This window comes from Luteolibacter flavescens (assembly GCF_025950085.1).
GTDB classification, from domain to species: Bacteria; Verrucomicrobiota; Verrucomicrobiia; order Verrucomicrobiales; family Akkermansiaceae; genus Haloferula; species Haloferula flavescens.
Genome location: NZ_JAPDDS010000001.1, coordinates 766,899 through 792,313, shown reverse-complemented (window position 1 = coordinate 792,313; position 25,415 = coordinate 766,899). Strand labels below are relative to the sequence as shown.

At 63.0% G+C, this 25,415-nt stretch carries 23 protein-coding genes; 16 read left to right on the top strand and 7 right to left on the bottom strand.

What is annotated here, in order from left to right; translation table 11 throughout:
• Window positions 1-7: 7 nt before the first annotated feature.
• Entirely contained in the window at window positions 8-5,128 is a 5,121-nt protein-coding gene (locus OKA04_RS03305; protein WP_264499699.1) for a LamG-like jellyroll fold domain-containing protein, read from the bottom strand.
• Between the two features lie 150 nt (window positions 5,129-5,278).
• Complete coding sequence (locus tag OKA04_RS03300; protein WP_264499698.1) at window positions 5,279-5,998, bottom strand: pseudouridine synthase; 720 nt, start codon at window positions 5,996-5,998, stop codon at window positions 5,279-5,281.
• A gap of 109 nt (window positions 5,999-6,107) precedes the next feature.
• Here OKA04_RS03300 and OKA04_RS03295 point away from each other — a divergent pair, with 109 nt between their 5' ends.
• Window positions 6,108-6,713 carry a hypothetical protein gene (locus tag OKA04_RS03295; protein WP_264499697.1) on the top strand — a complete coding sequence of 202 codons (606 nt, stop codon included), beginning with the start codon at window positions 6,108-6,110 and terminating at the stop codon, window positions 6,711-6,713.
• Between the two features lie 190 nt (window positions 6,714-6,903).
• Here the strand turns inward: OKA04_RS03295 and OKA04_RS03290 are convergent, their stop codons facing one another.
• Together OKA04_RS03290 and OKA04_RS03285 are read right to left on the bottom strand one after the other, a co-directional pair.
• The gene (locus tag OKA04_RS03290) at window positions 6,904-10,359 is read right to left on the bottom strand and encodes a pyruvate carboxylase (protein WP_264499696.1); all 3,456 of its coding nucleotides are present in this window, start codon (window positions 10,357-10,359) and stop codon (window positions 6,904-6,906) included.
• A gap of 343 nt (window positions 10,360-10,702) precedes the next feature.
• The gene (locus OKA04_RS03285; protein WP_264499695.1) at window positions 10,703-10,927 is read right to left on the bottom strand and encodes a S1 domain-containing protein; all 225 of its coding nucleotides are present in this window, start codon (window positions 10,925-10,927) and stop codon (window positions 10,703-10,705) included.
• Between the two features lie 142 nt (window positions 10,928-11,069).
• Between OKA04_RS03285 and OKA04_RS03280 the strand changes: the two genes are divergently transcribed.
• The 5 genes from OKA04_RS03280 (at window position 11,070) to OKA04_RS03260 (ending at window position 15,124) form a co-directional block, all read left to right on the top strand.
• Window positions 11,070-11,537 (top strand): hypothetical protein, encoded by a 468-nt coding sequence (locus OKA04_RS03280; protein WP_264499694.1) that lies wholly within the window; start codon window positions 11,070-11,072, stop codon window positions 11,535-11,537.
• 80 nt (window positions 11,538-11,617) lie between these two features.
• On the top strand, window positions 11,618-12,475 hold the full coding sequence (locus OKA04_RS03275; protein WP_264499693.1) for a prephenate dehydrogenase: 858 nt from the start codon (window positions 11,618-11,620) through the stop codon (window positions 12,473-12,475).
• A gap of 11 nt (window positions 12,476-12,486) precedes the next feature.
• Window positions 12,487-13,845 (top strand): 3-phosphoshikimate 1-carboxyvinyltransferase, encoded by a 1,359-nt coding sequence (gene aroA / locus OKA04_RS03270; RefSeq protein ID WP_264499692.1) that lies wholly within the window; start codon window positions 12,487-12,489, stop codon window positions 13,843-13,845.
• Window positions 13,842-14,501 carry a (d)CMP kinase gene (cmk, locus tag OKA04_RS03265; RefSeq protein WP_264499691.1) on the top strand — a complete coding sequence of 220 codons (660 nt, stop codon included), beginning with the start codon at window positions 13,842-13,844 and terminating at the stop codon, window positions 14,499-14,501. Before aroA ends, cmk begins: the two co-directional genes overlap by 4 nt.
• A 14-nt stretch (window positions 14,502-14,515) precedes the next feature.
• Window positions 14,516-15,124: a lysophospholipid acyltransferase family protein gene (locus tag OKA04_RS03260; protein WP_264499690.1), complete on the top strand. Its 609-nt coding sequence runs from the start codon at window positions 14,516-14,518 to the stop codon at window positions 15,122-15,124.
• Window positions 15,125-15,140: 16 nt separating this feature from the next.
• Here the strand turns inward: OKA04_RS03260 and OKA04_RS03255 are convergent, their stop codons facing one another.
• From OKA04_RS03255 to OKA04_RS03245, 3 genes are all read right to left on the bottom strand, one after another.
• On the bottom strand, window positions 15,141-15,560 hold the full coding sequence (locus OKA04_RS03255; RefSeq protein WP_264499689.1) for a hypothetical protein: 420 nt from the start codon (window positions 15,558-15,560) through the stop codon (window positions 15,141-15,143).
• A gap of 133 nt (window positions 15,561-15,693) precedes the next feature.
• A complete protein-coding gene (locus OKA04_RS03250) occupies window positions 15,694-16,677 on the bottom strand; it encodes an MBL fold metallo-hydrolase (protein ID WP_264499688.1) in 984 nt (327 codons plus the stop codon).
• Between the two features lie 67 nt (window positions 16,678-16,744).
• Window positions 16,745-18,283 (bottom strand): pyridoxal-phosphate dependent enzyme, encoded by a 1,539-nt coding sequence (locus tag OKA04_RS03245; protein WP_264499687.1) that lies wholly within the window; start codon window positions 18,281-18,283, stop codon window positions 16,745-16,747.
• 83 nt (window positions 18,284-18,366) lie between these two features.
• On the opposite strand from OKA04_RS03245, the gene hisA reads away from it, so the two are divergent.
• From hisA to hisC, 10 genes are read left to right on the top strand one after another with little or no spacing between them, the layout of a single operon-like run.
• A complete protein-coding gene (gene hisA, locus OKA04_RS03240; RefSeq protein WP_264499686.1) occupies window positions 18,367-19,128 on the top strand; it encodes a phosphoribosylformimino-5-aminoimidazole carboxamide ribotide isomerase in 762 nt (253 codons plus the stop codon).
• 34 nt (window positions 19,129-19,162) lie between these two features.
• Window positions 19,163-19,909: a CorA family divalent cation transporter gene (locus tag OKA04_RS03235; RefSeq protein WP_264499685.1), complete on the top strand. Its 747-nt coding sequence runs from the start codon at window positions 19,163-19,165 to the stop codon at window positions 19,907-19,909.
• On the top strand, window positions 19,906-20,712 hold the full coding sequence (locus tag OKA04_RS03230) for a M90 family metallopeptidase (protein WP_264499684.1): 807 nt from the start codon (window positions 19,906-19,908) through the stop codon (window positions 20,710-20,712). Before OKA04_RS03235 ends, OKA04_RS03230 begins: the two co-directional genes overlap by 4 nt.
• A 45-nt stretch (window positions 20,713-20,757) precedes the next feature.
• The gene (locus OKA04_RS03225; protein WP_264499683.1) at window positions 20,758-20,988 is read left to right on the top strand and encodes a DUF2281 domain-containing protein; all 231 of its coding nucleotides are present in this window, start codon (window positions 20,758-20,760) and stop codon (window positions 20,986-20,988) included.
• Window positions 20,985-21,371 (top strand): type II toxin-antitoxin system VapC family toxin, encoded by a 387-nt coding sequence (locus OKA04_RS03220; RefSeq protein ID WP_264499682.1) that lies wholly within the window; start codon window positions 20,985-20,987, stop codon window positions 21,369-21,371. Before OKA04_RS03225 ends, OKA04_RS03220 begins: the two co-directional genes overlap by 4 nt.
• Before the next feature lie 52 nt (window positions 21,372-21,423).
• Window positions 21,424-22,611 carry an enoyl-ACP reductase FabV gene (gene fabV / locus OKA04_RS03215; protein ID WP_264499681.1) on the top strand — a complete coding sequence of 396 codons (1,188 nt, stop codon included), beginning with the start codon at window positions 21,424-21,426 and terminating at the stop codon, window positions 22,609-22,611.
• Window positions 22,612-22,627: 16 nt separating this feature from the next.
• A complete protein-coding gene (locus OKA04_RS03210) occupies window positions 22,628-23,125 on the top strand; it encodes a GYF domain-containing protein (RefSeq protein ID WP_264499680.1) in 498 nt (165 codons plus the stop codon).
• Window positions 23,126-23,146: 21 nt separating this feature from the next.
• A complete protein-coding gene (locus tag OKA04_RS03205; RefSeq protein WP_264499679.1) occupies window positions 23,147-23,788 on the top strand; it encodes a GYF domain-containing protein in 642 nt (213 codons plus the stop codon).
• 3 nt (window positions 23,789-23,791) lie between these two features.
• Window positions 23,792-24,190, top strand: a complete 399-nt coding sequence (locus OKA04_RS03200) for a DUF2752 domain-containing protein (RefSeq protein ID WP_264499678.1) — start codon at window positions 23,792-23,794, stop codon at window positions 24,188-24,190.
• A 59-nt stretch (window positions 24,191-24,249) separates the two neighbouring features.
• Window positions 24,250-25,353 carry a histidinol-phosphate transaminase gene (gene hisC, locus OKA04_RS03195; protein ID WP_264499677.1) on the top strand — a complete coding sequence of 368 codons (1,104 nt, stop codon included), beginning with the start codon at window positions 24,250-24,252 and terminating at the stop codon, window positions 25,351-25,353.
• Window positions 25,354-25,415: the final 62 nt, after the last annotated feature.

Here is a 25,415-nt window from a genome sequence, read left to right as displayed (position 1 = left end):
TAGAAAATTAGTAGTGAATCGACCAGGAGGTCTTCGGGTCGGCGGCAGCGTTGAAGATGACATCCACGGAGAAGTTCTTCTTCCAATCGTAGCTGAAGGGGCTGATGCCGATCTCGCCCGAGAGCGTGGCTATCATGCGTCCGGCCGCCTTCATGGAGTTGAAGCTGATATCTTCGTTCGCCACGGCACCGGCGATGTAGCCGTCGAGGCGGCCGCTGATGTCCAGCAGGCACAGCACCTGACCCCGGACCCCATAGGCGAACTGCATCCCCGCGAGGGTGGAGGCACCGGGACGGTAGAAGCCGTAGTATCCCTGGCCACCGCCCACCCGCAGATCGAGGAGGCAGCTTGGTGGTATCCCGAGCAAGGACAGCACCGAGAAGTCGCCGTAGGCAAACATGTAGGCACCGTAGAGCGGCCCCCCTGTCTCGGGAGTGGTGACATCGAGAGCCGTCAACAGGGCCGCGATGTTCGGATTGACCTTCTGGATGGGTTGGATGGTCGAGGTCTTTCCAAAGAAAAGGGCTGCCTCCGCGCTCATGGCAAACGCCGCGGCGTTGAGCTCTCCCGCCGCCTTGGCGAAGACGTAGGCATCGAGTGCGCCGATCCCCACGCCGAACTGGGCTTCCTTCACGCGGATTGATTGGAAGTCCAGGTTGCCCTTCGTGCCGATGCAGCCGCTCACCATCACGGGGCCATTGGCACCGATGCCGACGCGCATCTCTGCCGTGGCCTGCGCCTTCTGGCCGAGGAAATCCAGCGGAGCGCTGGCGCCGACTTCCACCACGGTCTTCACGGTGCCTGGCGAAAGTGTCCCATCGCCTGGCATGGATCCATCTACGTCCCGGAGGTGGAACCACGCCTGGATGGTCATGTCGTCCGGCATCTTGAGCTTCAGGTTTCCATCCAACCGTATCTCCTGGAGCGAGTCGCCATTGATGCGCGCATAGCCGGTCATCGACGCACCTTGGAAGACTTCCGAGATGGCTCCGAGTGTCTGGACGGTCGTATCGGGAAGGGGAAAGACGGACTGAGCGGCGAGATTCGCGGTCGAGATGACACCATCGAAAGACCCGCGAAGCTGATAGAGGGCGTCGTCCGTCGTGGCGGAGATTGCCGAACGGAGCCTGTGTGCCGTGGATGATCCCAGGAAGCCAGCACTCACCGCCTTCTTGAAAGCAGCGATGAATTCTTGCCTACGGGCATCCGGTTTGAAGAAGTCCGCGCCCATCGGGTCGTCGATACGGCTCACCCAATCATCCTTCAGTTGCTTGATTGCCTGTTGCAACCAGAGCTCGACGGTTCCGTCATTGCTGATCGTGCTATTGAGGAGATCGATGGACGACCCGCCATCGAAGGTGTCCTGAATGTTGGCCAAGGTCTTCCGTAATTCGGTGACCGACGATTTGAGATCCTGTAGCGTTTGGACAAATCCCGGAGGTGGGGCTATCGGCTCATCCAAACTCGCGATGGCCATGGAAATGGCGAGGACCCTGTCCGCATTGTCGGTCAGAACGAGCAATTGGTCGCACACGCCGATCGCATCTTCGAGGGATGCCCGGATCGACTGGCCCCATTCCGCGTCGGGGAGCGCGGAGATTTGGCCCCTGGTGCCAGCTATGGCGTTGTTGAAGATGGTATCCACCTCTTGGCCTCCCGATCTGTAGGTTGCGCTACCAAAGTCTTCGTATCTTTTGGCCAAGGCCTTGTAGAGGGCGTCAGCAGGCGTATCGAGAGCCGACTCCAGGCCTGGCACCAGGATGGCGAGGAGGTCGTCATTGAGCTTTTCTGCCGACAGCAGCTTGTCCAAGGCGGAGGAGAAGGCGCTGCCGCTTCCGCCGGCGTCATTGAGATTGCTTACGATCTGGCCCAGGAGCCCGGACGAGTCGGCCCCCAAGCTGTCGAAGAGTTTCGCGGTGCTGATCGAAATCGCATCAGGATCGATCGATGCACCGAAATTGATCTCCGCGACTTTCGGACCGAGGCTCGTGCAACGTTGGTCGAGTTTGAAGAGGACGAGGTCGTCCTGCTTCGGCTCTCCAACGAATCGACGGGTAAGGTCGTTCCATTCCACGGGGAGATCGAACTTGATGAGATCCCACAACTCGCGCCGTGCATTAGGAGCCGGCAGCGGGACTCCATCAGGATTAGTTCCGATCGGATGACCGAGATTTCCTCCGTCCGGCTCGGCAGCGCCGAAGAAATTGAAGGTAGGGGTGTCCCCGGCGAAGATCCTGAGGCTGCTGGCAGTGGTGGCTCCTGCGCTCGATTTCGCGTGGATCACGGTGCGCAGGCTGCGGAAGAAGGGCACGTCGATCTCGCCGGGAAGCACCACGAAACCCTGAGGAACGACATTCGAGTATTCATTCAAGTAGGCACCCGTGGAGCAGGGGGTGAAGGGATAGGTGGTGGTCCCCGGGCCCTTCAGCTTGAGTTGCGACGGCGGTCGCAGGCGGCTCGTCACCTTCTCTCCGTTGTTCAGCACCAGGTTGTCATTCGGGGTGACCGTGTGGCCGTTGGCTTTCACGCCGATGTTCCCGTGGAATGCCTGGTCTGAAAGAGCGGGCAGCTTCACCTCCGAGCCGAGGATGAGCGTTGACTGTGATGGCGAGGGGCAAGCCGTGTCCGGCAGGGCGAAGTGGATCGCGCGGGGGGTGAGCTTGCAGCCCCAGTAGCCCAGCGTCATCTCGTTGGAGTTCGGGAAGGTGGCATCGAGCAATTCCCCCCGCTGTCCGAAGCGCAGGCGCTCGACCGCCAGATTCGTGAGCATGGCAGGGGCAGGGAGATTGAAGGCACCGTTCACACCGGAGCCCACGTTTGCCCCGTCGAGGAAGGAGAGGCGGATATCGGAAAGCCCCACCGCATAGCCCGCCAGCACGGTGCTGATCGGATAGCTCTGCCCGGGACCGGGTGTCTGGGTCACGGCATCCAGCACGCCGGTCACTCCTGCCGGGCGCAGGTTGAACTTGCTGGCTCCGCGCAGCGAGTAGGTCAGCGGCGTGCCTGCGAGCCGGCTGGTGGCCGTCATGGATCCATTGGAAGGAGCCCGAAGGTTCAGCCCCGGGTAATCGGCCGCCCCTGTGTAATAGGCAGCGGTTCCCGGACGCTCGACCACGGTGTCAGGCACGGTCCCGTTGCCATTGCCGGAGAGCAGCAGCGCGGCAGGGCGGTGGATGATGTTGATGCCCGTCGAATTTTCGGAGCGGAGGCAATTCCCCGCCATCAGGAAGCCACCCGTGGCGAACCCCGAATTGGTCCGGTGCGCGAAGGTGGAGGCATCGATCGCTCCCCACTCGATGGAATTGCCAACCGTGACTTGGGCGTGGAGTCCTCCGTCGCGCGTGAATTTCCAGTGATCCGGCGGGGTGAAGGAGAAGGTCCTGTTCCCGGCGAGGATACCGCAACCGCTTTCCGGGCTGTCCCGCCGGACGGAGAGCGATGCGGTGGTGCCCTCGAAGAGGTGGCTCACGCTGCCATCGATCGCTCCGGCGACGTAGCGAAGCATCGAGCTCCCGCCGAGACTCCAGCGCAGCCTCGCGCCGCGCGGGAAGTGCGACTCGAAGCCGGTGGAAGATCCCGTGGTGAAATTGAAAGTCCCCTCACGCAGTCGCGGCAACCCGCTGGCATTTGTGTCAAAGACCATGAGGGACGTGTTTGTCACGAAGGCGAAGGAGTCGTCATTGGACGGACGGGGATCTCCCTGCACGCCGGAGATGGCGTTCCACTCCTCCAGGCATATCCTCTCGTATTGCCGGTCAAAGGCGGGGGTGGACGAAGCCGGAACCTGGAAGGCGCCCGAGCTTGGAGCCCACGTGATCGAAGGGACGGTGTAGCGAACCGGGAAATTTTCGACCGAGAGATACAGGGTCTGGCCTCCCGTGAAGCCGAAGCTCGAGGAACTCAGGGTGATGGCACCGCCGGTCGGGGTGAATCCCGACGTCAGACCCCGCGGTCCGTTGTTGGCGATCTGGGCCAGCTTCCTACCTTTCGGAGAGGTGGTGACTCCCATGCCGATGGGCAGGGTGCATTGGTAGTTCGATGCGATCGCGCCCGTCGTGCTGAGGGTGATCGTGCCGGGATTCATCAGCACGTTGTTCAGCCGGACGGAGCCGCCACCGGTGAAGCTGAGGGTGGTGTCCGGGCCGGTGTAGATCAGGTCGCCGTTAGCCGCGAGACGCACGGCCCGTGTGCCACTGAGAAAGTAATTCGGAAATGCCGCGACGTACGCATTTGCCCCGTTGAAGGCGACGGTCCCGGAGCCCATCTGGAAGCCGGAATTCGGCAGCACGAGTTGGAAGCTGCCGAAGTTCAGCTTTCCCGTGAGGCCGGGCATGGCCGTCGCCGAAGGCATGGATGGCCACTGGATCTCTGGCGCGGTTCCCTGGGCACCGCCCATGGCAGCGATCTCGGCAGCGCTCAGAGGATGAGTCCAGAAGCCGAGCGTGTTGATCTGGTTCGGACTCGTCTCATTGTTGTCATCGGTGAAGAGGTGGGCGGCGGGTCCGAGCGAGAAGTCTCCGTCCAGTGGCGTGGTCGTGGTGGAGGTGCCGAGCAGCGTGCCATTCACATAGGCGGTGATGGAGAGGGGGCCTCCCGCACCGTCATTGTTGCAGACGAAGGCAAGGCGTTGCCATTGGTTCGGCACGATGGTGCCGGCGGCACCCACATAGCCGCGGATGAAGACGCGCCCGGAGGAGTTGAGGAAGATCTCGGCATCGGTGGTGTTCCCGACGTCGGTCTGGAGGATGGACGTCCATGTCGCACCCAGGGTGGGCTTGATGTCCATCACCAGCGTCCACCGGTTCGTGCGGGTGGCCGCGCCTCCGCCATTGATTCCCGCTCCATTGTTGGAAGCCGCCCAGTTTCTCAGTTGGAGGGACTGGTTGGAGGTGAGGGCCGGCAATTCCAGCTTCAGCGACGCGCCGCCGGTGGGCATGGTCTCGGTGCCATACACGGGGGTGAAGTTGCCTGCCGCGAGGGGCGACTGGAAGTTCCACCGCGAGTTCAGATTCCCGCTGAAAGAGTATAGGCCGCGGACCTCCTGGATCGACGCTCCGGCGAGCGAGCTTCCCAGGATGAGCAGGAGAAGGGTGGCGCAGAGACGCCGGAGGAAGGGTTGGAATGCCATAAACGCCAAGGGGGCGATTGAGACATTCTTTTATATCTTGATGATTTTTGGGTCGAGATCTTTGGCGTACGCAGGATTGCCTATCCCCCGGACGTCACGCGGTTCCAAACTATCGGTCCCCGGCATCGCCAAGCTTGGGTGAAATGTAGCTCAGCAGGGTCCCGTCGCTGCTTCGCCCCTGCATCTTCCCGCTTCCTCTTTGCTCAAGAGTCGCCACTGTCCCGACTCCAGATCATCGGGCAAGGCCAGCTCCCCGATCTGCTCGCGGTGCAGTCCGGTGACCAGATTTCCGACGCGGTGGAACATCCGCTTGATCTGATGATAGCGCCCCTCGTGAAGCGTCAGGCGGGCTTCGCGCTCGCCGATGATTTCCAGCTTCGCGGGTCGCGTCACCAGGTCCTCTGTATGGAAGTAGAAGCCCTCCGCAAACGCAGCCACGGCTTCCGCGGGGATCGGATCGCGGGTTTGCACGCGATAGACCTTCGGCACCTTCTTGGCCGGATCCATCAATGCCTTCGACCATCGTCCGTCATTCGTCAGCAGCACCAGCCCGGAGGTATTGCGGTCCAGTCGCCCGACCAGATGCAACGACCCGCGGTCGGGATCGTCGATGAGATCGATCACCGTCGGATGCTCGGGATCGACCGTCGCACTCACCACGCCGGTTGGCTTGTAGAGCATCACGTAGAGCAGCCGCTCGGCCGCTTGGATCACCACGTCATCCAGCTCCACTTTCATGAAGCGATCCACCTCGTGATCGAACTGGCGCGCCACCCCGCCATCCACCCGCACCCGCCCGCCGAGGATCCGGGCGCGGGCGCGGTTTCGTCCCATTGACTCGTGCTTCGCGAGCAGGCGGTCCAACTTCACGGAGGGGATTCGAGGATGAATGTGTTCGGCGTGCAAGTCGGCGAAGATTGGTTTCGCCTTGAGCAGGGATTCAGCCTTAACAGGGGGGACCCATTGCATGTTACAAAAAATGTTCCACCTCCTGCTTGCAGCCTTGTTCTTGAATATCCACGTCGTTTTCGCGTTGGAGGTTAACGTGCCCGAGGGTTGGTCCCAGTTGGAGGTTCCATCGAAGATGCCGCCGTCTATTAAATCGATGATCCAAGTAGTGTCTCCTAGCGGAGACGCTCAAGCGTCCTTTACCGAGATGGAGGTGGTGATGTCCTTGGATGAGGCAGCAGAGGGCTACGTGCGCGGAATGGCTAAAGGTGGGTTTCAGCATGAAACCACATCCAAGGTGATGCACGAGGGGTATGAGAGCAGGCACATCAAGGGCGTTATCCCGATCCCCAGTTCAGAGGACAAAATTCCAGTCGAATCATACATTATTTTGACGCAGGACAGCATGGTGAGTGCAGGCGTCACCGGGGCAGATGCATCAACAACGATCAACGATGTCCTAAACTGGATACAATTACCGGCTGCTGCTGTGACGCCCGAGATTGAAGGAGCAACGAAAACTTCAGGGCGGAGCTTCTGGGAATACGTTGGCTCGGGCGTCGTCTTTGCCGCTGTGGGTTACGCGTTGTTCGCTGCAATCTCGTCACGCAAAACGAAGAAGGATAAGCCCTTGTGACCGAGAAGCCTGCCATAGGAGGGCCGGGTCAATAGAGTCCTATGGAGTCGGACGATGACTTCTGCGCCCCTTCTGGGCGGGATGTTGTCATGACCGGTGGCTTTCGCCACCGGCTAAGTTCCGAAGTTCTCCGGGATTACGAGCGGATGACATACCGCACTAAGCCCGAGGATTGCCTCCCGCTTTCGTCTCAAGCGAGCTTCACCAGCAAATCATCGCTGTCCACCTGTTCGCCCTTCTGGACGAGGACCTCTTTCACCACGCCGTCCTTCGAGGCGCTGACGGTGGTGAGCATTTTCATGGCTTCGAGGACGACGAGCTTGTCGCCTTCCTTGACCTCTTGTCCCGGTGACACGGCGATCTCGGTGACCATGCCGGGCATGGGGGCGCAGGCCTGGGCGGTGTCGGATGGGTCGCCCTTGGCGCGGGCGGCCTTCGAGCCGGTGCTGACGCGGGACTTGTCCACGACCACGCTTTCGCGCGGCATGCCATTCAGCTCGTAGAAGAGGGTGCGCTTTCCGTCCGGGTCGGCGTCACCCACGGAGACAAGCTTCACGAAGAGAGTCTTGCCGGGATCGATCTCGACCTCGACTTCCTCGCCGACATGCATGCCGTAGAAGAAGGCCGGGGTGGCGAGTCCACTAAGGTCATCGTACTTCCGGCGGAACTCGACGAAGTCCGCGAAGACCTGCGGATACATCAGGTGAGAGTAGAGATCGTCGTCATCGATCTGGCGGCCGATCTTCTTGGCCACCTGCGCGCGGGTGGCTTCGAGGTCCACGGGATCGGCCAGGTCGCCGGGGCGCTGGGTGGTGGAGGGTTTGTTGCCCAGCACCACCTTCTGCACGTCCGCGGGCCATCCGCCGTCGGGCTGGCCGAGGCCGCCGGCGAGCATGTCGATCACGCTCTCCGGCCAATCGATCGAGCCGGGCTTCAGCTTCGTGACGTCCGCCGCCTTGATGCCGCGGGTGATGAGGAACATCGCCATGTCACCCACGACCTTCGAGGAGGGAGTGACCTTCACGATGTCGCCGAAGAGCTGGTTCACGTCCGCATAGGTGCGGGCGATCTCGCGCCAGCGGTGGCCGAGTCCCATGGCATTCGCCTGCTCGCGGAGGTTCGTGTACTGGCCGCCCGGCATTTCGTGCTCATACACCTCGGCGGTGCCGGCGCGCGGTGCTGAGTCGAAGGGCTTGTACTGCGCGAGCACTTCCTCCCAGTAGTCGGAGAGTTCGTTGAGCGTGTCCGCATTCAGGCCGGGATCGCGGTCCGAGTTCGCGAGCGCTGCGCACACCGAGTTGAGGTTCGGCTGAGAGGTGGATCCGGAAAGCGACGCGATCGCCAGGTCCGCGATGTCCACGCCGGCGCGCGCCGCGGCGATCACCGAGGCGGCATTCATTCCGGAGGTGTCGTGCGTGTGGAAATGGATCGGGATGCCGATTTCCTGCTTCAGCGCGGCGACGAGATTGTAGGCCGCCTGTGGCTTGCAGAGACCCGCCATGTCCTTGATCGCAAGGATGTGCGCGCCCATTTTCTCCAGCTCCTTTGCCTTCTCGACGTAATACTTCAGCGAGAATTTGTCGCGGCGCGGGTCGAGGATATCGCCCGTGTAGCAGATCGCGGCTTCGCACAGCGCCTTGCCGTGATCGCGCACTGCCTCCATCGCCACCTGCATGTTCGGCAGGTAGTTCAGCGAGTCGAAGATGCGGAAGATGTCCATGCCCGCATCGGCGGAGTGCTTCACGAAGCCCGCGACGACATTGTCCGGGTAGTTCGAATACCCCACCGCATTCGATCCGCGGAAAAGCATCTGGAAGAGGATGCCCGGGACCTTCTCGCGCAGGCGGCGGAGACGTTCCCACGGGCACTCCTTCAGGAAGCGCATCGCGGTGTCGAAGGTAGCGCCGCCCCACATCTCCAGCGAGAAAAGCTCCGGCAGGCCGTCCGCGTAGGCGTCCGCGATGCGCAGCATGTCCAGCGTGCGCATGCGCGTCGCAATGAGCGACTGGTGGGCATCGCGCATCGAGGTGTCTGTGATGAGCAGTTGCTTCTGCTCCAGGATCCACTTCGAGAATGCCTCGGGTCCCTTCTCCAACAGAATCTCCCGGCTGCCGGTGAAGGTCTTCGCGGCGGGGTGGGGGACACGCGGGTTCAGGATCGGCTGCTCCGGCTTCCATCCCTTCGCCGTGGCATTGCCATTCACGGTGATGTCGGAGAGGTAGGTGAGCAGCTTCGTCGCGCGGTCGCGCTTCGGCTTGAATTTCAGCAGCTCGGGCTTGGTGTCGATCAGCTTCGTGTGGGCTTGGCCGCTGCGGAAGGTGTCGTCCTTGATGACGTTCTCAAGAAACGGAATGTTCGTCTTCACCCCGCGGATGCGGAATTCGCGGAGCGCGCGGTCCATGCGGACACAGGCGGTCTCGAAGTCGCGGCCCATCGCGGTGAGCTTCACCAGCATGGAGTCGTAGAAGGGCGTGATCACCGAGCCCGCATCGCCGGAGCCCGCATCGAGGCGGATGCCGAAGCCCGCGGCCGAGCGGTAGTTCAGGATGCGGCCGTAGTCCGGCGCGAAGCCGCGCTCCGGATCCTCCGTGGTGATGCGGCACTGGATCGCGTAGCCATTGCACGGGATCTGGTCCTGCTGCGGGATGGCGATCTCCGGCGAGAAGAGCGAGTAGCCCTTCGCGACGAGGATCTGCGAGCGCACGAGATCGATGCCCGTGACGCACTCTGTCACGGTGTGCTCCACCTGGATGCGCGGGTTCATCTCGATGAAGAACCAGTCGCCCTTGTCCATGTCGTAGAGGAATTCGACGGTGCCCGCGTTGTTGTAGCCGATGCCCTTGGCGAGCGTGACCGCGGCGTCGCAGAGTTCCTTGCGGACCACGGGATCGAGCTCCACGGACGGGGCGATCTCCACGACCTTCTGGTAGCGGCGTTGCACGGAGCAATCGCGCTCGTGGAGGTGGACCACATTGCCATGCTGGTCGCCGAGGATCTGCACCTCGATGTGCTTGGCTTTCGAGATGTAGCGCTCGAGGAAGACGGCAGCGTTTCCGAATGCCTTCTCGGCCTCGCCCTGGGCCTCTGCGAGCAGGCCGGCGAGTTGCTCCGGTTTTTCGACGACACGCATGCCGCGTCCGCCACCGCCAAAGGCCGCCTTGATGATGAGTGGGAAGCCGATGCCCTCTGCGATCTTCAGTGCCTCCCCGGGATCGGTGATCGGGTCCTCGGTGCCGGGCAGGGTGGGGACGTTGAATTTCTCCGCGAGCTGGCGGGCGGCGGTTTTATCGCCCATATTTTCCAGCAGCTCGGGCGAGGGCCCGACGAAGGTGATGCCCTCGCGGGCGCAGGCGCGGGCAAACGCGGCGTTTTCGGAAAGGAAGCCGTATCCGGGGTGGACGAGCGTCACGCCCTTCGCCTTTGCCATGGCTACGATGCCCTCGACATCGAGGTAGGCACCCACCGGCCCCTTGTCCTTGTCTAGCTGGTAGGCCTCGTCGGCCTTGAAGCGGTGACGCGAGAAGCGGTCTTCCTCGGCGAACATCGAGACGGTGCGCAGTCCGAGTTCATTCGCGGCGCGGAAGATGCGGATGGCGATTTCACCGCGGTTCGCGGCGAGGAGCTTGTCGGTCTTGGGGTGCGGCATGCAGATAGGTTCCTAAGGGAAGGCTGCCGAATCGGCCAAGGGGAAAGCATGACGGCAGATTGCCGCGGATTGATGGTTTGGAACTGTTAGAGAAAAAGTTTCGGAAAGGTGTTGACGGGGTCCGTTTTTCGATTAGGATCGCCTTGTCGCGACAATAGCAGGCGGCCCGATTGAAGAGTCTTCCGGTTTTTGGGTTTTTCCGGAGTCTTATCGATCGGGCCGCTTCTTTTTTGTCCGGGTGCTGGCGAATGCCGGTTCACTTCCTTTGAAGAGAGGTTCTTCCTCTGATGGTGGCAGTTAGAAGCCACTCGGGCCGGTCTAATGACCGGCGCTCCCAGGAAGGCTATCCGATTTCTGCGATGCGGGCGCGGTCGAGGTCGAAGGGGCTGATTTCCAGCAGGACCCTGGTGCCATCCGGGATTTCTTCCGGCGGGGCTGCGGCGAGTTCCCGGGAGAGATGGGAAATGACCGGCTTGCCATTGGGTAGGGCGGCTTCATAGAGGCCGGGGCCGAGCGTGCGGAGGATGGTGGCGTGGGGGCGCAGGCAGTCGTCGTAGGAGGATGACATGGTTCGTGCGCGATGGAATCCCGGGATTTGAGCGATTTGCAAGCTCCCGCAAGGCCCCGGCTTGACGGGTAGGAGGTCACGGAGCAATCTTCAGGTCTTCCCGGTGGTTGCCGAACGAGCCCCGGAAGCCTTTCCCTTCACCATGAATCTCCGACTGATTCTCCCGGCCGCGGCCGCCGTTTTCCTGGCGGCCTCCTGCACCCCCTACGTCGAGCCCCCGCCGGAGTCGCCGTCCGACCCGTCCCAGCGCAAGCCATCCGCTGAAGAGCAGGAGAAGATCCGCCAGCAGCGCGAGGAGATGAAGAAGAAGGACGAGGCGAACCAAACTCCTGACAAGGAGCGCAAGTCCGAGAGCGAGACCGCCGGTGGAACAACTTCCGAGCCGCCAAAAAATGATAACACGGCAGGCACCGGTGGCAGCACTGGCGCGGATCGCCCCGTGACCCCGCCGAAGGAAATCCCGGTCGCACGTCCGGTCCCCGGCAAGCCCGGCATGGTTTTCAGCCCCTTCAACAACAAGGTCATCGACGTGAAGGGTATCCCGAGCGGTCGCCTCGTCGCCGACCCGACGTATCCGGCTTCTGAGAAGAAGCACTTCCGGGTGCCCTGATTTCCGGCCGGATGACCCACGCTTGATTTTTAGGAGCCGGTCCCGTTCGGGCCCGGCTCTTTCTTTCCCAACCCTTGGCAATGGAGTTCGAAAAAGTCGCCATCCTCGGCGGCGGGCTGCTCGGCGGCTCGCTGGCATTGGCGCTGGCACGTCATTTCCCGGAGACTCCCGTCTCCCTCTGGGCCCGCCGGGCTGAGACCGTGGCGACCGCGAAGGAGCGGGGGATAGCCGGTGCTACCTTGGACATGGCCGAGGCGGTTGAGGGCGCGGATCTCATCGTGCTCTCCACGCCGGTGGGTGCCATGGCCACGGTGCTGCTGGCGGCGCAGACCGCAGGGCTTTCCCGCGACGCGCTCGTCACCGACGTGGGCAGCGTGAAGGCGGCACCCCACCGCGTGCTGCGCCCGCTGCTGGAGCGCACGGGCGGGAAATTCATCGGCAGCCACCCCATGGCAGGCTCCGAGCAGACCGGGATCGGAGCCGCGGACGAGGCTCTTTTTGAAGGCGCGGCATGCCTTCTGACCGATGACGAGCAGGTCGGCGAGCCTTTGGCGGGCAAGCTCCAGCGCTTCTGGGAAAGCCTCGGCTGCCGTGTCTCTTGGCTTGATGCCGCCCGGCACGATGCCCTCGTCGCGCGGATCAGCCATTTTCCGCACCTGATCGCTGCCGCGGCGGCGAAGGTGGCGCTGGAAGATCCGACCGACGGGCTTTTCGGCGGCGGCGGCCTGCGCGACACCACCCGGGTCGCCGGCGGCGACCCCGCCATGTGGGCGGAGATCGCGATGGAAAACCGCGAGGCCCTACACGGTGTCCTGAGTCATGGCATCCGCGAGATGAGCGAAATGCTTGCCATGCTGGAAACTGGCGACCATGAAGCGCTGCGCCACTGGCTGGAGGACGCGAAGCGTGCCCGGGACGCCTCCCTCCGCCGCGATTGAAATCCCTTTCCATGAGCGAGTTCCGAGTCCGATCGATCCGCACGCTGGATGCCGCATTTCCGGTGCCCGGCGACAAGAGCATGTCCCACCGCGCGGCCATGATCGCCGGTCTCGCGGACGGTGTTTCCACGGTGCGCAATTTCCTCCCCAGCGAGGATTGCCTCAATACCCTCGGTGCCATGCAGGCCTGCGGCGTGCAGGTGCAGGTGCTGGAGGAAATGCCGGGCTTCGGCCCGACCTCGATGCGCATCTACGGTCGCAGCATGAAGCTCGACGCGCCGTCGAAGCCGATCGATTGCGGGAACTCCGGCACCGGCATGCGCCTGCTCGCGGGTCTCTTCGCGGGCCAGTCCTTCGAGACGGAGCTCTTCGGCGATGAGTCGCTCTCCGGTCGCCCGATGGGCCGCATCACCGTGCCGCTCGGCGAGATGGGCGCGAAGATCGATTGCCTGGGCGAGAAGCCCGGCTGCGCCCCGCTAAAAATCCACGGTGCCCGGCTCCACCCGATCCGCTACGAACTGCCGGTCGCCAGCGCCCAGGTGAAAAGCGCGGTCCTGCTCGCGGGGATGTTCTGCGAAGGCGTGACGACCGCCGTGCAGCCCGCCGATACCCGCGACCACACGGAGCGGATGCTGGAGTCCTTTGGCGTGAAGATCGTCACCGAGGGCAATGCGATTTCAATTGAAGGTGGCCAGGTTCCGCAGGCGCGCGATTTCCGGGTGCCGGGAGACATTTCCAGCGCCGCCTTCTGGGTGGTGGCTGCAGCCGCTCTCCCCGGCTCGCGGCTGGTGATCAAGAACGTGGGCCTGAATCCGACCCGTACCGCGGTGCTCGACGTAATCGAGCGCATGGGCGCGCAGATCACCCGCACGGTGATCTCCACCGACGACGGCGAGCCGATCGGCGATGTGGAGATCCGTGGCTCCCAGCTCAAGGGCACGGAACTCCTTCGCGCCGAGATCCCGAATCTCATCGACGAGATCCCCGTCATCGCCGTGGCCGCCGCCATGGCCGAGGGCAAGACGATCATCCGCAATGCCAAGGAACTCCGCGTGAAGGAGACCGACCGCATCACCACGGTCGTTGAGGGACTTCGCGCGATGGGCGGCCAGATCGAGGAATTCGAGGACGGCATGGAAATCACCGGCGGTGCGCCGCTTCATGCCGCGACCATCGAGAGCCACGGGGACCATCGCATCGCCATGGCATTCGCCATCGCGGGTCTTTTCGCGAGCGGTGAGACGGTGATCCGGAATACCGCGTGCGTGAACACGTCCTACCCGGGATTCGCCAAGCAACTCGATGCGGTCCTCGCCGAAAGCAAGGATCTCGCCGACTACGATCTTCCCACCGTTCCCGTCCCCGCATGATCCTCCACCGCGCCATCGCCATCGACGGACCGGCAGCGTCCGGCAAGAGCACGCTCTCCCGGCTCCTGTCGCAGAGGCTCAATCTGATCATGGTCAACTCCGGCGCGATGTACCGGGCCGTAACCTGGAAGGTGCTGCAGCGCGGTATCGATCCGAATGACCGCGAGGCCGTGGTGCAGGCGCTGCGTGAGATGGAGCTGGAGTGTGGCGTGGCGGATCTGGTTTCCACGATCAAGGTCGACGGGATCGATCCCGGCGACGAACTCCGCAGCGAGAGCGTCAATTCCCATGTCTCCGCGGTGTCCGCAGTCCCCGAGGTGCGCGAGTGCCTGGTGTCTCTCCAGCGCGACTACCTGAAGCTCGGTGACGTGGTCATGGAAGGCCGCGACATCGGCAGCGTCGTCTTCCCCGAGACTCCTTTCAAAATCTACATGGATGCCGATCCCTCGGTGCGCGAGGCTCGCCGCGAGGTCGTCGGCGAGGTGGACAGCGTCGCCGCGCGCGACCGCGCCGACAGCGGCCGTGCGACCGCCCCGCTGAAGATCGCCGAGGGCGCATGCGTGCTCGATACCTCGGGGCATACCATCGAATCCGGCGTGGAAGCTGCCATCGAGATCCTTCGTGGACAGGGCTTCGTGATGCCGGCCTCAGCCTGACACCCTTTCACCCCATGCGCTGGATCTACTGGTTAGGTTGGAATCTCTTCGGCAGTGCCTATCGCTCGCTCTTCGGCCTGAAGGTCGTGGGCCGCGAGCACTTGGTCACCGAGGGTGCGGTGCTCATCGCCGCGAACCATGAGAGCTTCCTCGATCCGCCGTTGGTCGGCACGCTCTACAAGGACGAGATGTTCTATCTCGCCCGGAAGACGCTGATGTCCGGCCCGTTGCTGAAGTGGATCTACCTCGCGTGGAATTCCATCCCGGTCGATCAGGACCGTCCGGACATGACCAGCCTGAAGACGATCATCAAGCTGCTGTCGAACGGTCGCCGCGTGCTGATTTTCCCGGAGGGCGAACGCAGCCTCGACGGGACCTTCGGCCCCGCTCAGCCGGGCGTCGGCCTGATCGCGGTGAAGTCGAACGTGGTCATCCAGCCGATCCGCATCCGCGGTGCGCGTGAGGCGCTGCCCCGCGGTTCCGGGCGGGTGCGCTTCAGCCAGATTTCTCTCCACATCGGTCCGCCGATCCGCCTCACGGAAGCGGAACTGACCACCGCGAAGGGCAAGCACGGCTACCAGCAGATCACCGACCGGATCTGGGACGCGGTGAAGGCGCTTTGATCACAGTGGCGTGAGGTCAGGGCTCGTAGCCGGTTTCCTCCCGAAGAAACGGAACTGCATTGTCTTCGTTCATCTCAAGATAGGCTCTGGCAAGTAGCCGGTTGCCTTTGGATGCAGCCAATGCAGCACACGTCGAGCTGATCATCGACTGATCCCATTTGGGCGGTGAGGCCTTCGCGATCAATTCCGGGATCAGGTTCAAGGCATGCGAGTATTCCCCGGCAAGTTCGCGGGGCATCTCCGGATTATCGTTCTCGTGACGCTCGATCTCGATCACCGCGATCAGGGCGAAGAAATCCGGAGTCATCGGAGCGCGCTTCTGTCCGATCCTCACGATCTGCGGCACGCAGGCATAGGAGCCGATTCCCAGATCTCCCTGATGATGGAGCTCATCCCAGAGTTCGACGAATGCCTCGCTTTCCTCGGCTGCGGTCATTGCTGCTCCAAGTCGTAGCAATGCCGGGACCGGATTGTAGGTAACCCCGTATCCGCACTTCACCTGCTCCCAGAATGGATTATCAAGTTCGAGCATGGGAAGACTCCGGTCAGCGTGTGTGGTTTGCTTTTGATCACCCCCATGCCCACGCCTCGGTCGCCCAGCGATACCCATCGTCCTCGGTGACGATGTGTCCGAGTCCTGGCCAAGGAAGATGGAAGCCGTAGCAGCGGGTGTGTTTCCCGGTGACCTCGGTCCAATATTTCTTCCGTGTCGCGACGGCCACCACGGGGTCGTGGTCGAAGGCGATAGTCCAGTTCGGATCGGCGAACATCAGCAAGTGGTGATGGGCGAGATCCATCAGGTGCAGCAGTTCGGCATCGCCTGAGCGGATGCGGAAGCAGGCGTGGCCGTCGGTATGGCCGGGAGCTGACTCAATGCGTACCAGTCCGCCCAGCACCTCGGTACCGTCCTTCACGGGGCGGAGCTTTTCCTGCAGCGTGTCGAAGTGCCCGCGCACCTCCTTGATCATGCCGGGGATCTGGTTCTGGTTGCGCTTGCTCTTCGAGAAATCCGGCTTGTCCGCGCGCCAGAAGGCCAGCTCTTCCTCCAGCAGATAGACCACGGCATTCGGGAAGGCGGGCTTGCCCTGATGGACGAAGCCATTGAGGTGATCCGCATGGGCGTGGCTGAGGAAGCCGGCCGTGACCTGATCCGGCGAGATACCGACAGCCGCTAGCCCTTCCTGAAGCCATCCCATCTTCGGGTTGTTGCCCTTGCCGAAGCCGGCGTCGAAAAGCAGCACGTCGCTGCCGGAGCGCACCACGAGGATATTCACATAGAGGGGCAGGGGACCGGCGCGCTCGCCGTGGCGCACCATCTCCTCCTTCATCTTTGGCCGCTCCTCCACCGGCCACATCAGGTCGAGCCCTTCGCCGAGGCGGAGGTCGCAGTCACTGATCGAGAAGGCCTCCAGCTCGCCGATCTTGAAGCGATAGACGAAGGGATCGCGAAAGGCCTTTGGCTCCGCCGGCTGTTGGGCGGCGGCCTTTGCCGTCAGCGCTGCCATGCCCGCGAGGGCCGTGCCCACGAATCCGCGTCTCGAAAGATCTTCCATGGCGCGACTCTACGCGGACCCGGGACGGATTTCATCAGTGAAACGCCGCCGCCGTGTCAGCCGTGGCTCAGCGCCCGATCAGTCGTTCGCGGGTCGCCTGGTCCACTTCCTTGCAGGAGCGATACCCCTCGCCATGCTCCGGCACGGACTCGAGGAATTCGCGGCGCTTCGTTTCGTCCGCGAAATCGAGGCCGATCAAGGCGCGGCCGATGCGTTCGCCGGACTGGCGGTAGTTGAAGTAGCACAGATTCGCCCGGCCGCGGACAAGCTTGTCGAGGAAGTCGTGCAAGGCACCGGGGCGCTCGTAGAAGTCGAGGCGCAGGAAAGCGGGACACTCCAGGAGATCGCCACGCAGCGGGATCGCGCGGAAGGCGATGTCGATGGCTCCGGTGAGGTCTTCCCACTCGAATCCGCGCGCTTGCAGCTTCTCCGGCAGGGCATCGAGCACCGAGGCCTCTTCCGCCGTGATCGTGAAGGCGGGCCATGCCTCGCTCTCGTGGATCTTGCCGTATTGGAAGTCCGCGATATTCACGTCCTCAAAGCAGGTATCCAGCAGCTCCAGCATCGTGCCGGGGCGCTCCGGGATGCGGATGCGCAGCGTGCGGGATGCGCTTTGCGAAGAGCCCTCGGACTGGGCGATCAGGCCGATCTGCAGGAAGTCGATGTTGGCCCCGGAGACGACGACCAGCACGCGTTTTCCGGCCAGTTGCTCGCGGTTCTTCATCACCGCTGCCAGACCAAGTGCGCCGGAGGGCTCGGACACGCAGCGCAGGCCCTCCCACAGCGTGCGGATGGCGCGGCTGACTTCGGCATTCGTCACCGTCTCGATGCGGTCGAGCGTGGTGCTCAGGATCTCGAAGGTATTCGTGCCCGCCTTCCGCACCGCGGTGCCGTCGCAGAAGATGTCCACCTGATCGAGCGGCACCGGCTTGCCCGCTTCCAGTGCGGCCTTCATCGAGGCCTGCCCCGCGCCTTCCACGCCGACGATCTCGATCTCAGGCCAGTAGGTTTTCAGCCACGTCGAGACGCCCGCAGCCATGCCGCCGCCGCCGATCTGCAGATAAGCGACGTCAAAGGGGCCGTGGCCCGAAAGCACGACCTCGTCGGCGAGGGTGCCTTGCCCGGCCATCACCTGCACGTCGTCGTAGGCGTGGACGTAGGTCGCACCGCTGCTCGCCGCGTCATCGAGCGCGGCCGCCACGGCTTCGTCATAGCTGTCGCCGGTGAGAATGATTTCCACGCGATCCCCGCCGTGATGGCGGACGGCATTTTGCTTCACCCGCGGGGTCGAGCGGGGCATGTAGATGCGAGTGCCGATGCCGAGCGCCCGGGCTGCGAGGGCGACTCCCTGGGCATGGTTCCCCGCCGAGGCGGTGACCACGCCGGATGCCTTTTCCTCGGGAGTGAGGACGGCCATGCGATTGCAGGCACCGCGCCACTTGTAGGCCTTGATCGGGGAGAGATCCTCGCGCTTCACCCAGACATCGAGGCCGGGGATGGCCAGATGCTCAAGCGGCGTGGGCTGGCCAAAACGATAGACCCGCTCACGGGCAAACAGGATTTCCTGGCGCAAGCGGCGGTCGGGTGGCAGTCCTTCGCGTTCCACGTCGGCGGGTGTGGCGCATCGGGGCGGGGCATGCAAGGCCGGAGCTTGACGCCCGCCGATCTCGCGGCGATGGCTCGCGCGCCATGACAAAGTTTCGCCCGTGCATCGACCTCCATCAGGGAAAGGTGAAGCAAATCGTAGGCGGCACACTGCGCGACGATGGCCCGGGGCCGAAGGAGAACTTCGTGGCCAGCGCCGGGGCGGGGGAGTTCGCGGAGATGTTTCGCCGCGACGGGCTGACCGGCGGGCATGTCATCAAGCTCGGTCCCGGCAATGAGGACGCTGCCAAGGAGGCGCTCTCCGCGTGGTCCGGCGGTCTCCAGATCGGCGGGGGGATCCATGCCGGGAATGCCGCCGAATGGCTGGCAGCCGGGGCCTCCCGCGTAATTGTCACCTCGTGGCTATTCGATGGCGCGAGATTTTCCGAGGATCGGGTCCGGGAGCTGGTGGATACCATCGGCGCGGACCGGCTCATCATCGACCTCTCCTGCCGTCGCACGGCCTCCGGCTGGACCGTCGCGATGGACCGCTGGCAGACCCTCACCGACCTCGACGTCACTCCTGCCACCCTCGATCGCCTCGCGCCGTGGTGCGATGAGTTCCTGATCCATGCCGCCGACGTGGAAGGCCTTTGCGGTGGCATCGATGGCGAGCTTGTCGAAATGCTCGGTGCCTGGGCAGGACGGCCGGTCACCTATGCCGGTGGTGCGGCCTCCCTCGCGGATGTGGAGAAGGTCCAGAGCCTCTCCGGCGGAAAGGTGGACGTCACCGTAGGCTCGGCTCTCGATATCTTCGGGGGGAAGGGCGTGCGCTACGATGAGCTGGTGGCGTGGAACCGCCGTTGATTATTTCCGGGCGGCGGTTTGAAATCCGCCCGTCATGTCGAAGAGCAGCGAATTCCCCTATCTCCCTGCCGGGTTTGACCTGGAGCCGGAGTTGCTGGACCAGCTCAGCAACCGCCCGGGAGCCCAGCGTTGCGTGATCGGGCGATACGAGCTGCTGCTCGTTGTCCACGCGGTGCCGAAGTGCGGGTCGCCGGACCGCGATCCGATCCTCTTTTGGCGACGGGGAGACGATGTCTGGGTAGATTCGTCGGGGAAGCGCGGGCTGCTGAAGATCGGCGAGCTGCTAGATCACTACGCGAGGGTCATCGACAAATACGAGGACGTCATCGACGAGGCGGACACGGCGCAGGAAGTCTTCGAGCTGGCCCGTGCCGCCGGTCCCCTGGCCCGGGCGACGAGGAATCTCGCCGGCGCGATCGAGCAGACCTTGGCCAATGACGAGGACAACCGCGACTTGCGGAACTACCGTGACCGGGCTCGTGAGGTGGAGCGCGCCGCGGAGCAGCTTGCCCAGGACGCGCGACTGACGCTGGAATTCTGGAAGGCCGAGCATAGCGAGGAACAGCAGGCGACGGCGGAAAAGCTGAACCAGATCGCCTTTCGCCTGAATCTGCTCGCGGGATTCTTCCTGCCGCTTGTGGCGCTCGGCGGACTCTTCGGGATGAATGTGGACCTGCCGGACTTCGTGGACGGTTGGTTCTGGCTTATCTTCTGCGGCGGCCTGGCCATGGGGGGCACGCTGGTCTGGCTGGTGGCCCGCAAGACAGGACTGAAGCCATGACCGCAGGCCTCTGGATTCTGTTAGGTGGCCTGCTCGTGATCGCGGCCATTGTCTTCTGGCACGGCGGGCGGGTGAAAAGGGACCGCGGCAAGCTTCGGACCCGGCGTCTGGATGCGAGGCAGCGGGCCATTTTGATCGAAGCCTTTCCTCTCTGGGAAGAGATCCCGGAGGACATCCGCGCGGACACTGAGGGGTGGATGCACGTTTTCCTAACAGAGATGAATTTCGAGCCCTGCGGCGGGCTGACGGAGGTGACCGAGGAAATGCGTCTAGCGATCGCCGCGCCTGCCTGCCTGCTCATCTCCCGCCGCCCGCAGGATTACTACGAGAGGCTTCGTAGCATCCTCGTGTATCCGGATGCCTTCACCGTGAAGGACGAGTGGGGCATGGAAGACATCCGGCTCGGCGAGTCGTGGGGTCATGGCAGCGTGGTGCTTTCATGGCAAACCGTGAAGCAGGGCGACCTGAACCCGGAAGACGGCCTGAACGTGGTGCTGCACGAATTTGCCCACCAGCTCGACCAGGCGGACGGCGCGGGAGACGGCGTCCCGGAGCTGGATGAGCCGGAAGATTATGGCCGTTGGTCGGAGGCATTCCTGCCTGCCTACGACGCCTTCTGCGAGCGGGTGAATGCCGGGAAGCGCAGCGTGCTGGACGACTACGGCGCGGAAAATCCCGCGGAGTTCTTTGCCGTCGCGACCGAGACCTTCTTCGAGCGTTCCAAGGGCCTAAAGCGCGAGGAGCCTGAAATCTACGCGGAATTGGTGAAGTTTTACGGGATGGATCCCGGGGAGTGGGGGTGATCTCCTCGTCTTTACTTTCTGTTGCAAACGGGCATCTTTGCTGTCGTGAAACAGATCACCGCGGTTCTCAATCCCGATCCCGATGGAACGCTCCATCTGCCATTGCCTGTGGAATGGCAGGGCCGTCCGATCCGGGTAAACGCGGAATTGGTTCCGGTCGGGGGCGATGACAAGCCTGCGGCAGCGCTCCGGGGATTTGGGTGTCTGAAGGGGCAGATGGTGATGGCTCTGGATTTCGATGAGCCTTTGGAAGATTTCCGGGATTACACCGCGTGAGGCTGCTCCTCGATACCCATGCATTGCTCTGGTTCTGCGAAGGCAATGATGCCCTCGGCTTCGAAGCGCGCAAGGCGATGGAGGATCCTGCCAATGAGTGTTACGTGAGTCACGCCACTGCCTGGGAGATCGCGATCAAGCTCGGACTGGGAAAGCTCCGTCTGACCGGGGGCTATGAATCCATTTTTCCGGGAGTCTTGGAGGCAAACGGGTTCATGCTTCTTCCGCCCAGCTTGTCGCATTATCAGGAACTGCTGTCGCTTCCACGATTTCACGGAGATCCGTTTGATCGGCTGATCATCTCCCAAGCTAAGGTGGAGGGGCTCACCGTGGTGACGTGCGATGCAGGGTTTCCGGCCTACGGGATACCTCTCCTTTGGTAGCATGCTCGTTGCTTGCCCTCTGCCGGGAAAGGCGTAGAAGTCCCGGGCCGATATGATCATTTCCCCGAAAATCCGCGGATTCATCTGCACGACCGCTCATCCCGACGGCTGCGCCGCCCATGTCCAGGAGCAGATCGACTACGTGAAGTCGAAGCCAGCGCTGAAGAACGCCCCGAAGCGCGTGCTGGTGGTCGGTTCCTCGACCGGCTACGGCCTTTCCTCGCGGATCGTGCCTGCCTTCGGCGGCGGTGCCTCGACCATCGGCGTTTTCTTCGAAAAGGAGAGCAGCGAGGGCAAGTGCGGCACGGCTGGATGGTACAATTCGGTGGCCTTCGAAGAAGCAGCGGCGAAGGAAGGCCTGTATGCGCGGAGCTTTAATGGCGACGCCTTCTCCAATGAGATGAAGCAGCAGGTGATCGAGGCCATCAAGGCTGACCTCGGCCAGGTGGACATGGTCGTCTACAGCCTCGCTTCGCCGCGCCGCACCGACCCGGAAACGGGCGAGGTTTACAAGTCGGTGCTCAAGCCGACCGGCGAGATCTACACGAACAAGAATCTCAACACCGACAAGAAGCAGGTCGATAGCGTCACCATCGAGCCCGCGAACGAGGACGAGATCGCGCAAACCGTGAAGGTGATGGGCGGCGAGGACTGGAAACTCTGGATCGACGCGCTGAAGGCTGCCGGCGTGCTGGCGGATGGCTTCAAGACCGTGGCCTATTCCTACATCGGGCCGGAACTCACCTGGGCGATCTACACTGACGGCACGATCGGTCGCGCCAAGCTGAACCTGGAAGACACGGCCAAGGGCCTGAACACGGAATTCGGCGAAGGCACGGCCGTGGTCTCCGTGAACAAGGCGCTCGTGACCCAGGCAAGCTCCGCGATTCCCGTGGTGCCCCTCTACATCTCGATTCTCTACAAGATCATGAAGGCCAAGGGTCTGCATGAGGGGTGCATCGAGCAGATCCATCGCCTCTTTGCCGATCACTACGGCGCGGATGGCGGCCCGCAGCTCGATGAAAAGGGCCGCATCCGCATCGACGACTGGGAAATGCGCCCCGAGGTGCAGGCGGAGGTCGAAAAGATCTGGCACACCGTCACGACGGAGACGCTTGACGACGTGGCTGATTTCGAAGGCTATCAGAAGGAGTTCTATCGCCTCTTCGGCTTCGGCCTGAGCGGCGTGGACTATTCCGCCGAAACCGACCCCCAGCGCAAGCTGCCGAGCGCTTCCTGATTTACATACCATCGCCATGTCCCAGTGGTACTACGGATCCTCCGCCGGCCAGTCCGGTCCCGTTGAAGAGCAAGAACTTCGCGCCATGATCGCCTCCGGCGGCGTGGGTCCGGAGACCCTGGTGTGGCGGGATGGGATGAAGGACTGGCTGCCCCTGCATTCAGTCCCGGAGCTGTCGGGGAGCACGGTGCTGCCCACCCCCTACATTACCCAGCCACCTCCGGGTGCCTACGTTCCCGGCTATTATCCTCCGGTCGCACCCAGCAATGGATTGGCGATCGCCAGCATGGTCTGCGGGATCGTCGGCATCATCACCTGCTATTTCGCGGGGCTGCTCGGCCTGCCTGCCGTGATCTGCGGGCACATGGCCATTTCCCAGATCAATAACAGCTCGGTGCCCATGGGTGGCCGCGGTATGGCCATCGCCGGACTGGTGCTGGGTTATCTGGGAATCGTCATGAGTGTGGGATTCATCTCGTTTTTCGTATTCGCCATTTCGTCCGCGCATCCCTAATTCCCTTTCCAAGACATCATCATGAACTGGTTTTACGCAAAGAACGGCTCCCAGCAGGGGCCGCTGTCCACGGACGAGATCAAGAGCCGCATCTCCATGGGAGAAATCGGGCCAGACGACCTGGCCTGGTGCGAAGGCATGTCCGACTGGCTGCCGGTCGCGCAGATTCCCCAGCTCAAGATCGAGGCCCCGGTGAGAGAGGATGTCCCGCCGCCCGTGTCGGCAGCGGCTCCGTCGCCATACCAGGCTCCGGCAGCTCCCGCGGCGTCCCCGTATCCCGCCCAGATGATCCCGGGACAGAAGCCAGCCCAAGGATTGGCAATCGCCTCGATGGTCTGCGGTATCATCGCCTTCATCTTCTGCTGCACCGGTGTGCTGGCCGCGATCCTTGCCATCGGCGCGGTGGTGATGGGCCACATCGCGATTTCGAAGGTGAAGCAGAATCCTGCGGTGAACGGCGGAAAGGGGATGGCTCGCACCGGCTTGGTGCTTGGCTATCTCGGTCTGGTGCTCTCGATCATCATCGTCGCCCTGAATCTCTGGGTCGCCACGATGTCGCCCCAGGAGGTCGAGGACAACTTCATCAATCTCTTCCCACAAGAGATGCGCCAGCAGATCCGCGACCAGATGGATGCGGAGCGGGCGAAGCGGGAAGCTCCCTGAGTCATGCGCGGAGTGCAGCGCCCTTGGACGTGGCTGGCGATCGTCTGCCTGCCCGGTGCGCTGTTGCTCCGCGGAACGGCATCATGGTGGTCTGCCGCCATGCCGTCCTGCATGGTCCGGGATCTGACCGGCCTGCACTGCCCCGGGTGCGGTGGCACACGCTGTGCCACGCGCCTGCTGGAGGGGGATCTGGCCGGTGCCCTTTCCATGAATCCCGCCGTGGTCCTGATCGCGGCGTCAGCCCTGGGAATAGTGGCCACATCGGTTTGGCAGGAGTCCCGAGGGCGAGCTGCCACAGGCGTGCCGCCATGGCTGCTGTGGACCGTGGCGATCTTCGTCCTGTTCTTTTCCCTCGTGCGGAATCTCCCGTGGTGGCCGTTCACGCTGCTTGCCCCGCACTGACAGTGGCGCGACTCATCTTGCGGGTTGCGGGCGTGAAATCAGCCGCCTAGCGTCCGCGCATGGCCATCGAGCAATTCGCCAACCGTTTCGTCTGCGACCTGATCGCCTACGAGCCCGGAAAACCGATCGAGGAAACCGCACGCGAGCTGGGACTGGATCCCGCCGATATCGTGAAGGTCGCCTCCAACGAGAACCCGCTGGGTCCTTCGCCCCTGGCGAAGGAGGCGATGCGCCAGGCGCTCGAGGAATCGCATATCTATCCGGACGGCGGCGGCTGGAAGCTCCGTAGCGCGATCGCGACGAAGTTCGATCTCGATATCTCGAATGTCGTGCTCGGCAACGGCTCGAATGAAATCATCGAGCTCCTTTGCCACAGCTTTCTGAATCCGAAGGCCGAGCTGATCGCCGCGAAGCACGCCTTCGTGGTTTACAAGCTGATGGCCACGCTTTTCGGCGCGAAATACGTGGAAGTCCTTGATCCGGAATTCATCCACGACCTTGACGGCATGGCGGACGCGATCACCCCGGAGACGCGCCTGCTCTTCATCGCGAATCCGAACAACCCGACAGGCACGATGGTGGGCCAGGAGGCGCTCGACCGCTTCATGGACCGCGTGCCGGAGCATGTGGTGGTGGTCTTTGACGAGGCCTACCACGAGTTCCTCGATGATGCTCCGGACGTGATCAAATACATCCGCGAGGGTCGGAATGTCTGCGTGCTGCGAACCTGCTCGAAGATCCACGGCCTCGCCGCATTGCGAATCGGCTACGGCCTTGCACCGAAGAATCTCGCCGAGGTCCTCCAAAAAGCCCGCCAGCCTTTCAACACGAACGCCATCGCCCAGGCCGGCGCACTCGCCGCGCTTGAGGACGCCGATCACGTCGAGAAGACCAAGGCGATCAACAAGGAAGGCCTCGCCTTCTATGAGGCCGCCTTCCGCGAGCGTGGCTTGGAGTTTGTCCCCAGCGTGGCGAACTTCATCCTCGTTAAGGTGGGCGAGGGCGACCGCGTCTTCCGCGAAATGCTGAAGCACGGCGTGATCGTCCGCGCCATGAGTGGCTACAAGCTGCCCGACTGGCTGCGCATCTCCATCGGCACTCCCGCGCAGAATCGCCGCTGCCTCGAAGTTCTCGATACCGTCCTGGCTACAGCGGCGGTGTGATAAGCCATGGTCCCGCAGCCCGGTCGGTTTGACAGCCGGGTCGGCGGGGCCTATGTCTAACG

Bases quoted from the DNA above. Each gene is read 5' to 3' on its own strand.
- OKA04_RS03305 (WP_264499699.1), bottom strand. From the start codon at position 5,128: ATGGCATTCCAACCCTTCCTCCGGCGTCTCTGCGCCACCCTTCTCCTG.
- OKA04_RS03295 (WP_264499697.1), top strand. From the start codon at position 6,108: ATGTTCCACCTCCTGCTTGCAGCCTTGTTCTTGAATATCCACGTCGTT.
- OKA04_RS03290 (WP_264499696.1), bottom strand. From the start codon at position 10,359: ATGCCGCACCCCAAGACCGACAAGCTCCTCGCCGCGAACCGCGGTGAA.
- OKA04_RS03285 (WP_264499695.1), bottom strand. From the start codon at position 10,927: ATGTCATCCTCCTACGACGACTGCCTGCGCCCCCACGCCACCATCCTC.
- OKA04_RS03280 (WP_264499694.1), top strand. From the start codon at position 11,070: ATGAATCTCCGACTGATTCTCCCGGCCGCGGCCGCCGTTTTCCTGGCG.
- OKA04_RS03275 (WP_264499693.1), top strand. From the start codon at position 11,618: ATGGAGTTCGAAAAAGTCGCCATCCTCGGCGGCGGGCTGCTCGGCGGC.
- aroA (WP_264499692.1), top strand. From the start codon at position 12,487: ATGAGCGAGTTCCGAGTCCGATCGATCCGCACGCTGGATGCCGCATTT.
- cmk (WP_264499691.1), top strand. From the start codon at position 13,842: ATGATCCTCCACCGCGCCATCGCCATCGACGGACCGGCAGCGTCCGGC.
- OKA04_RS03260 (WP_264499690.1), top strand. From the start codon at position 14,516: ATGCGCTGGATCTACTGGTTAGGTTGGAATCTCTTCGGCAGTGCCTAT.
- OKA04_RS03255 (WP_264499689.1), bottom strand. From the start codon at position 15,560: ATGACCGCAGCCGAGGAAAGCGAGGCATTCGTCGAACTCTGGGATGAG.
- OKA04_RS03250 (WP_264499688.1), bottom strand. From the start codon at position 16,677: ATGGAAGATCTTTCGAGACGCGGATTCGTGGGCACGGCCCTCGCGGGC.
- hisA (WP_264499686.1), top strand. From the start codon at position 18,367: ATGACAAAGTTTCGCCCGTGCATCGACCTCCATCAGGGAAAGGTGAAG.
- OKA04_RS03235 (WP_264499685.1), top strand. From the start codon at position 19,163: ATGTCGAAGAGCAGCGAATTCCCCTATCTCCCTGCCGGGTTTGACCTG.
- OKA04_RS03230 (WP_264499684.1), top strand. From the start codon at position 19,906: ATGACCGCAGGCCTCTGGATTCTGTTAGGTGGCCTGCTCGTGATCGCG.
- fabV (WP_264499681.1), top strand. From the start codon at position 21,424: ATGATCATTTCCCCGAAAATCCGCGGATTCATCTGCACGACCGCTCAT.
- OKA04_RS03210 (WP_264499680.1), top strand. From the start codon at position 22,628: ATGTCCCAGTGGTACTACGGATCCTCCGCCGGCCAGTCCGGTCCCGTT.
- OKA04_RS03205 (WP_264499679.1), top strand. From the start codon at position 23,147: ATGAACTGGTTTTACGCAAAGAACGGCTCCCAGCAGGGGCCGCTGTCC.
- OKA04_RS03200 (WP_264499678.1), top strand. From the start codon at position 23,792: ATGCGCGGAGTGCAGCGCCCTTGGACGTGGCTGGCGATCGTCTGCCTG.
- hisC (WP_264499677.1), top strand. From the start codon at position 24,250: ATGGCCATCGAGCAATTCGCCAACCGTTTCGTCTGCGACCTGATCGCC.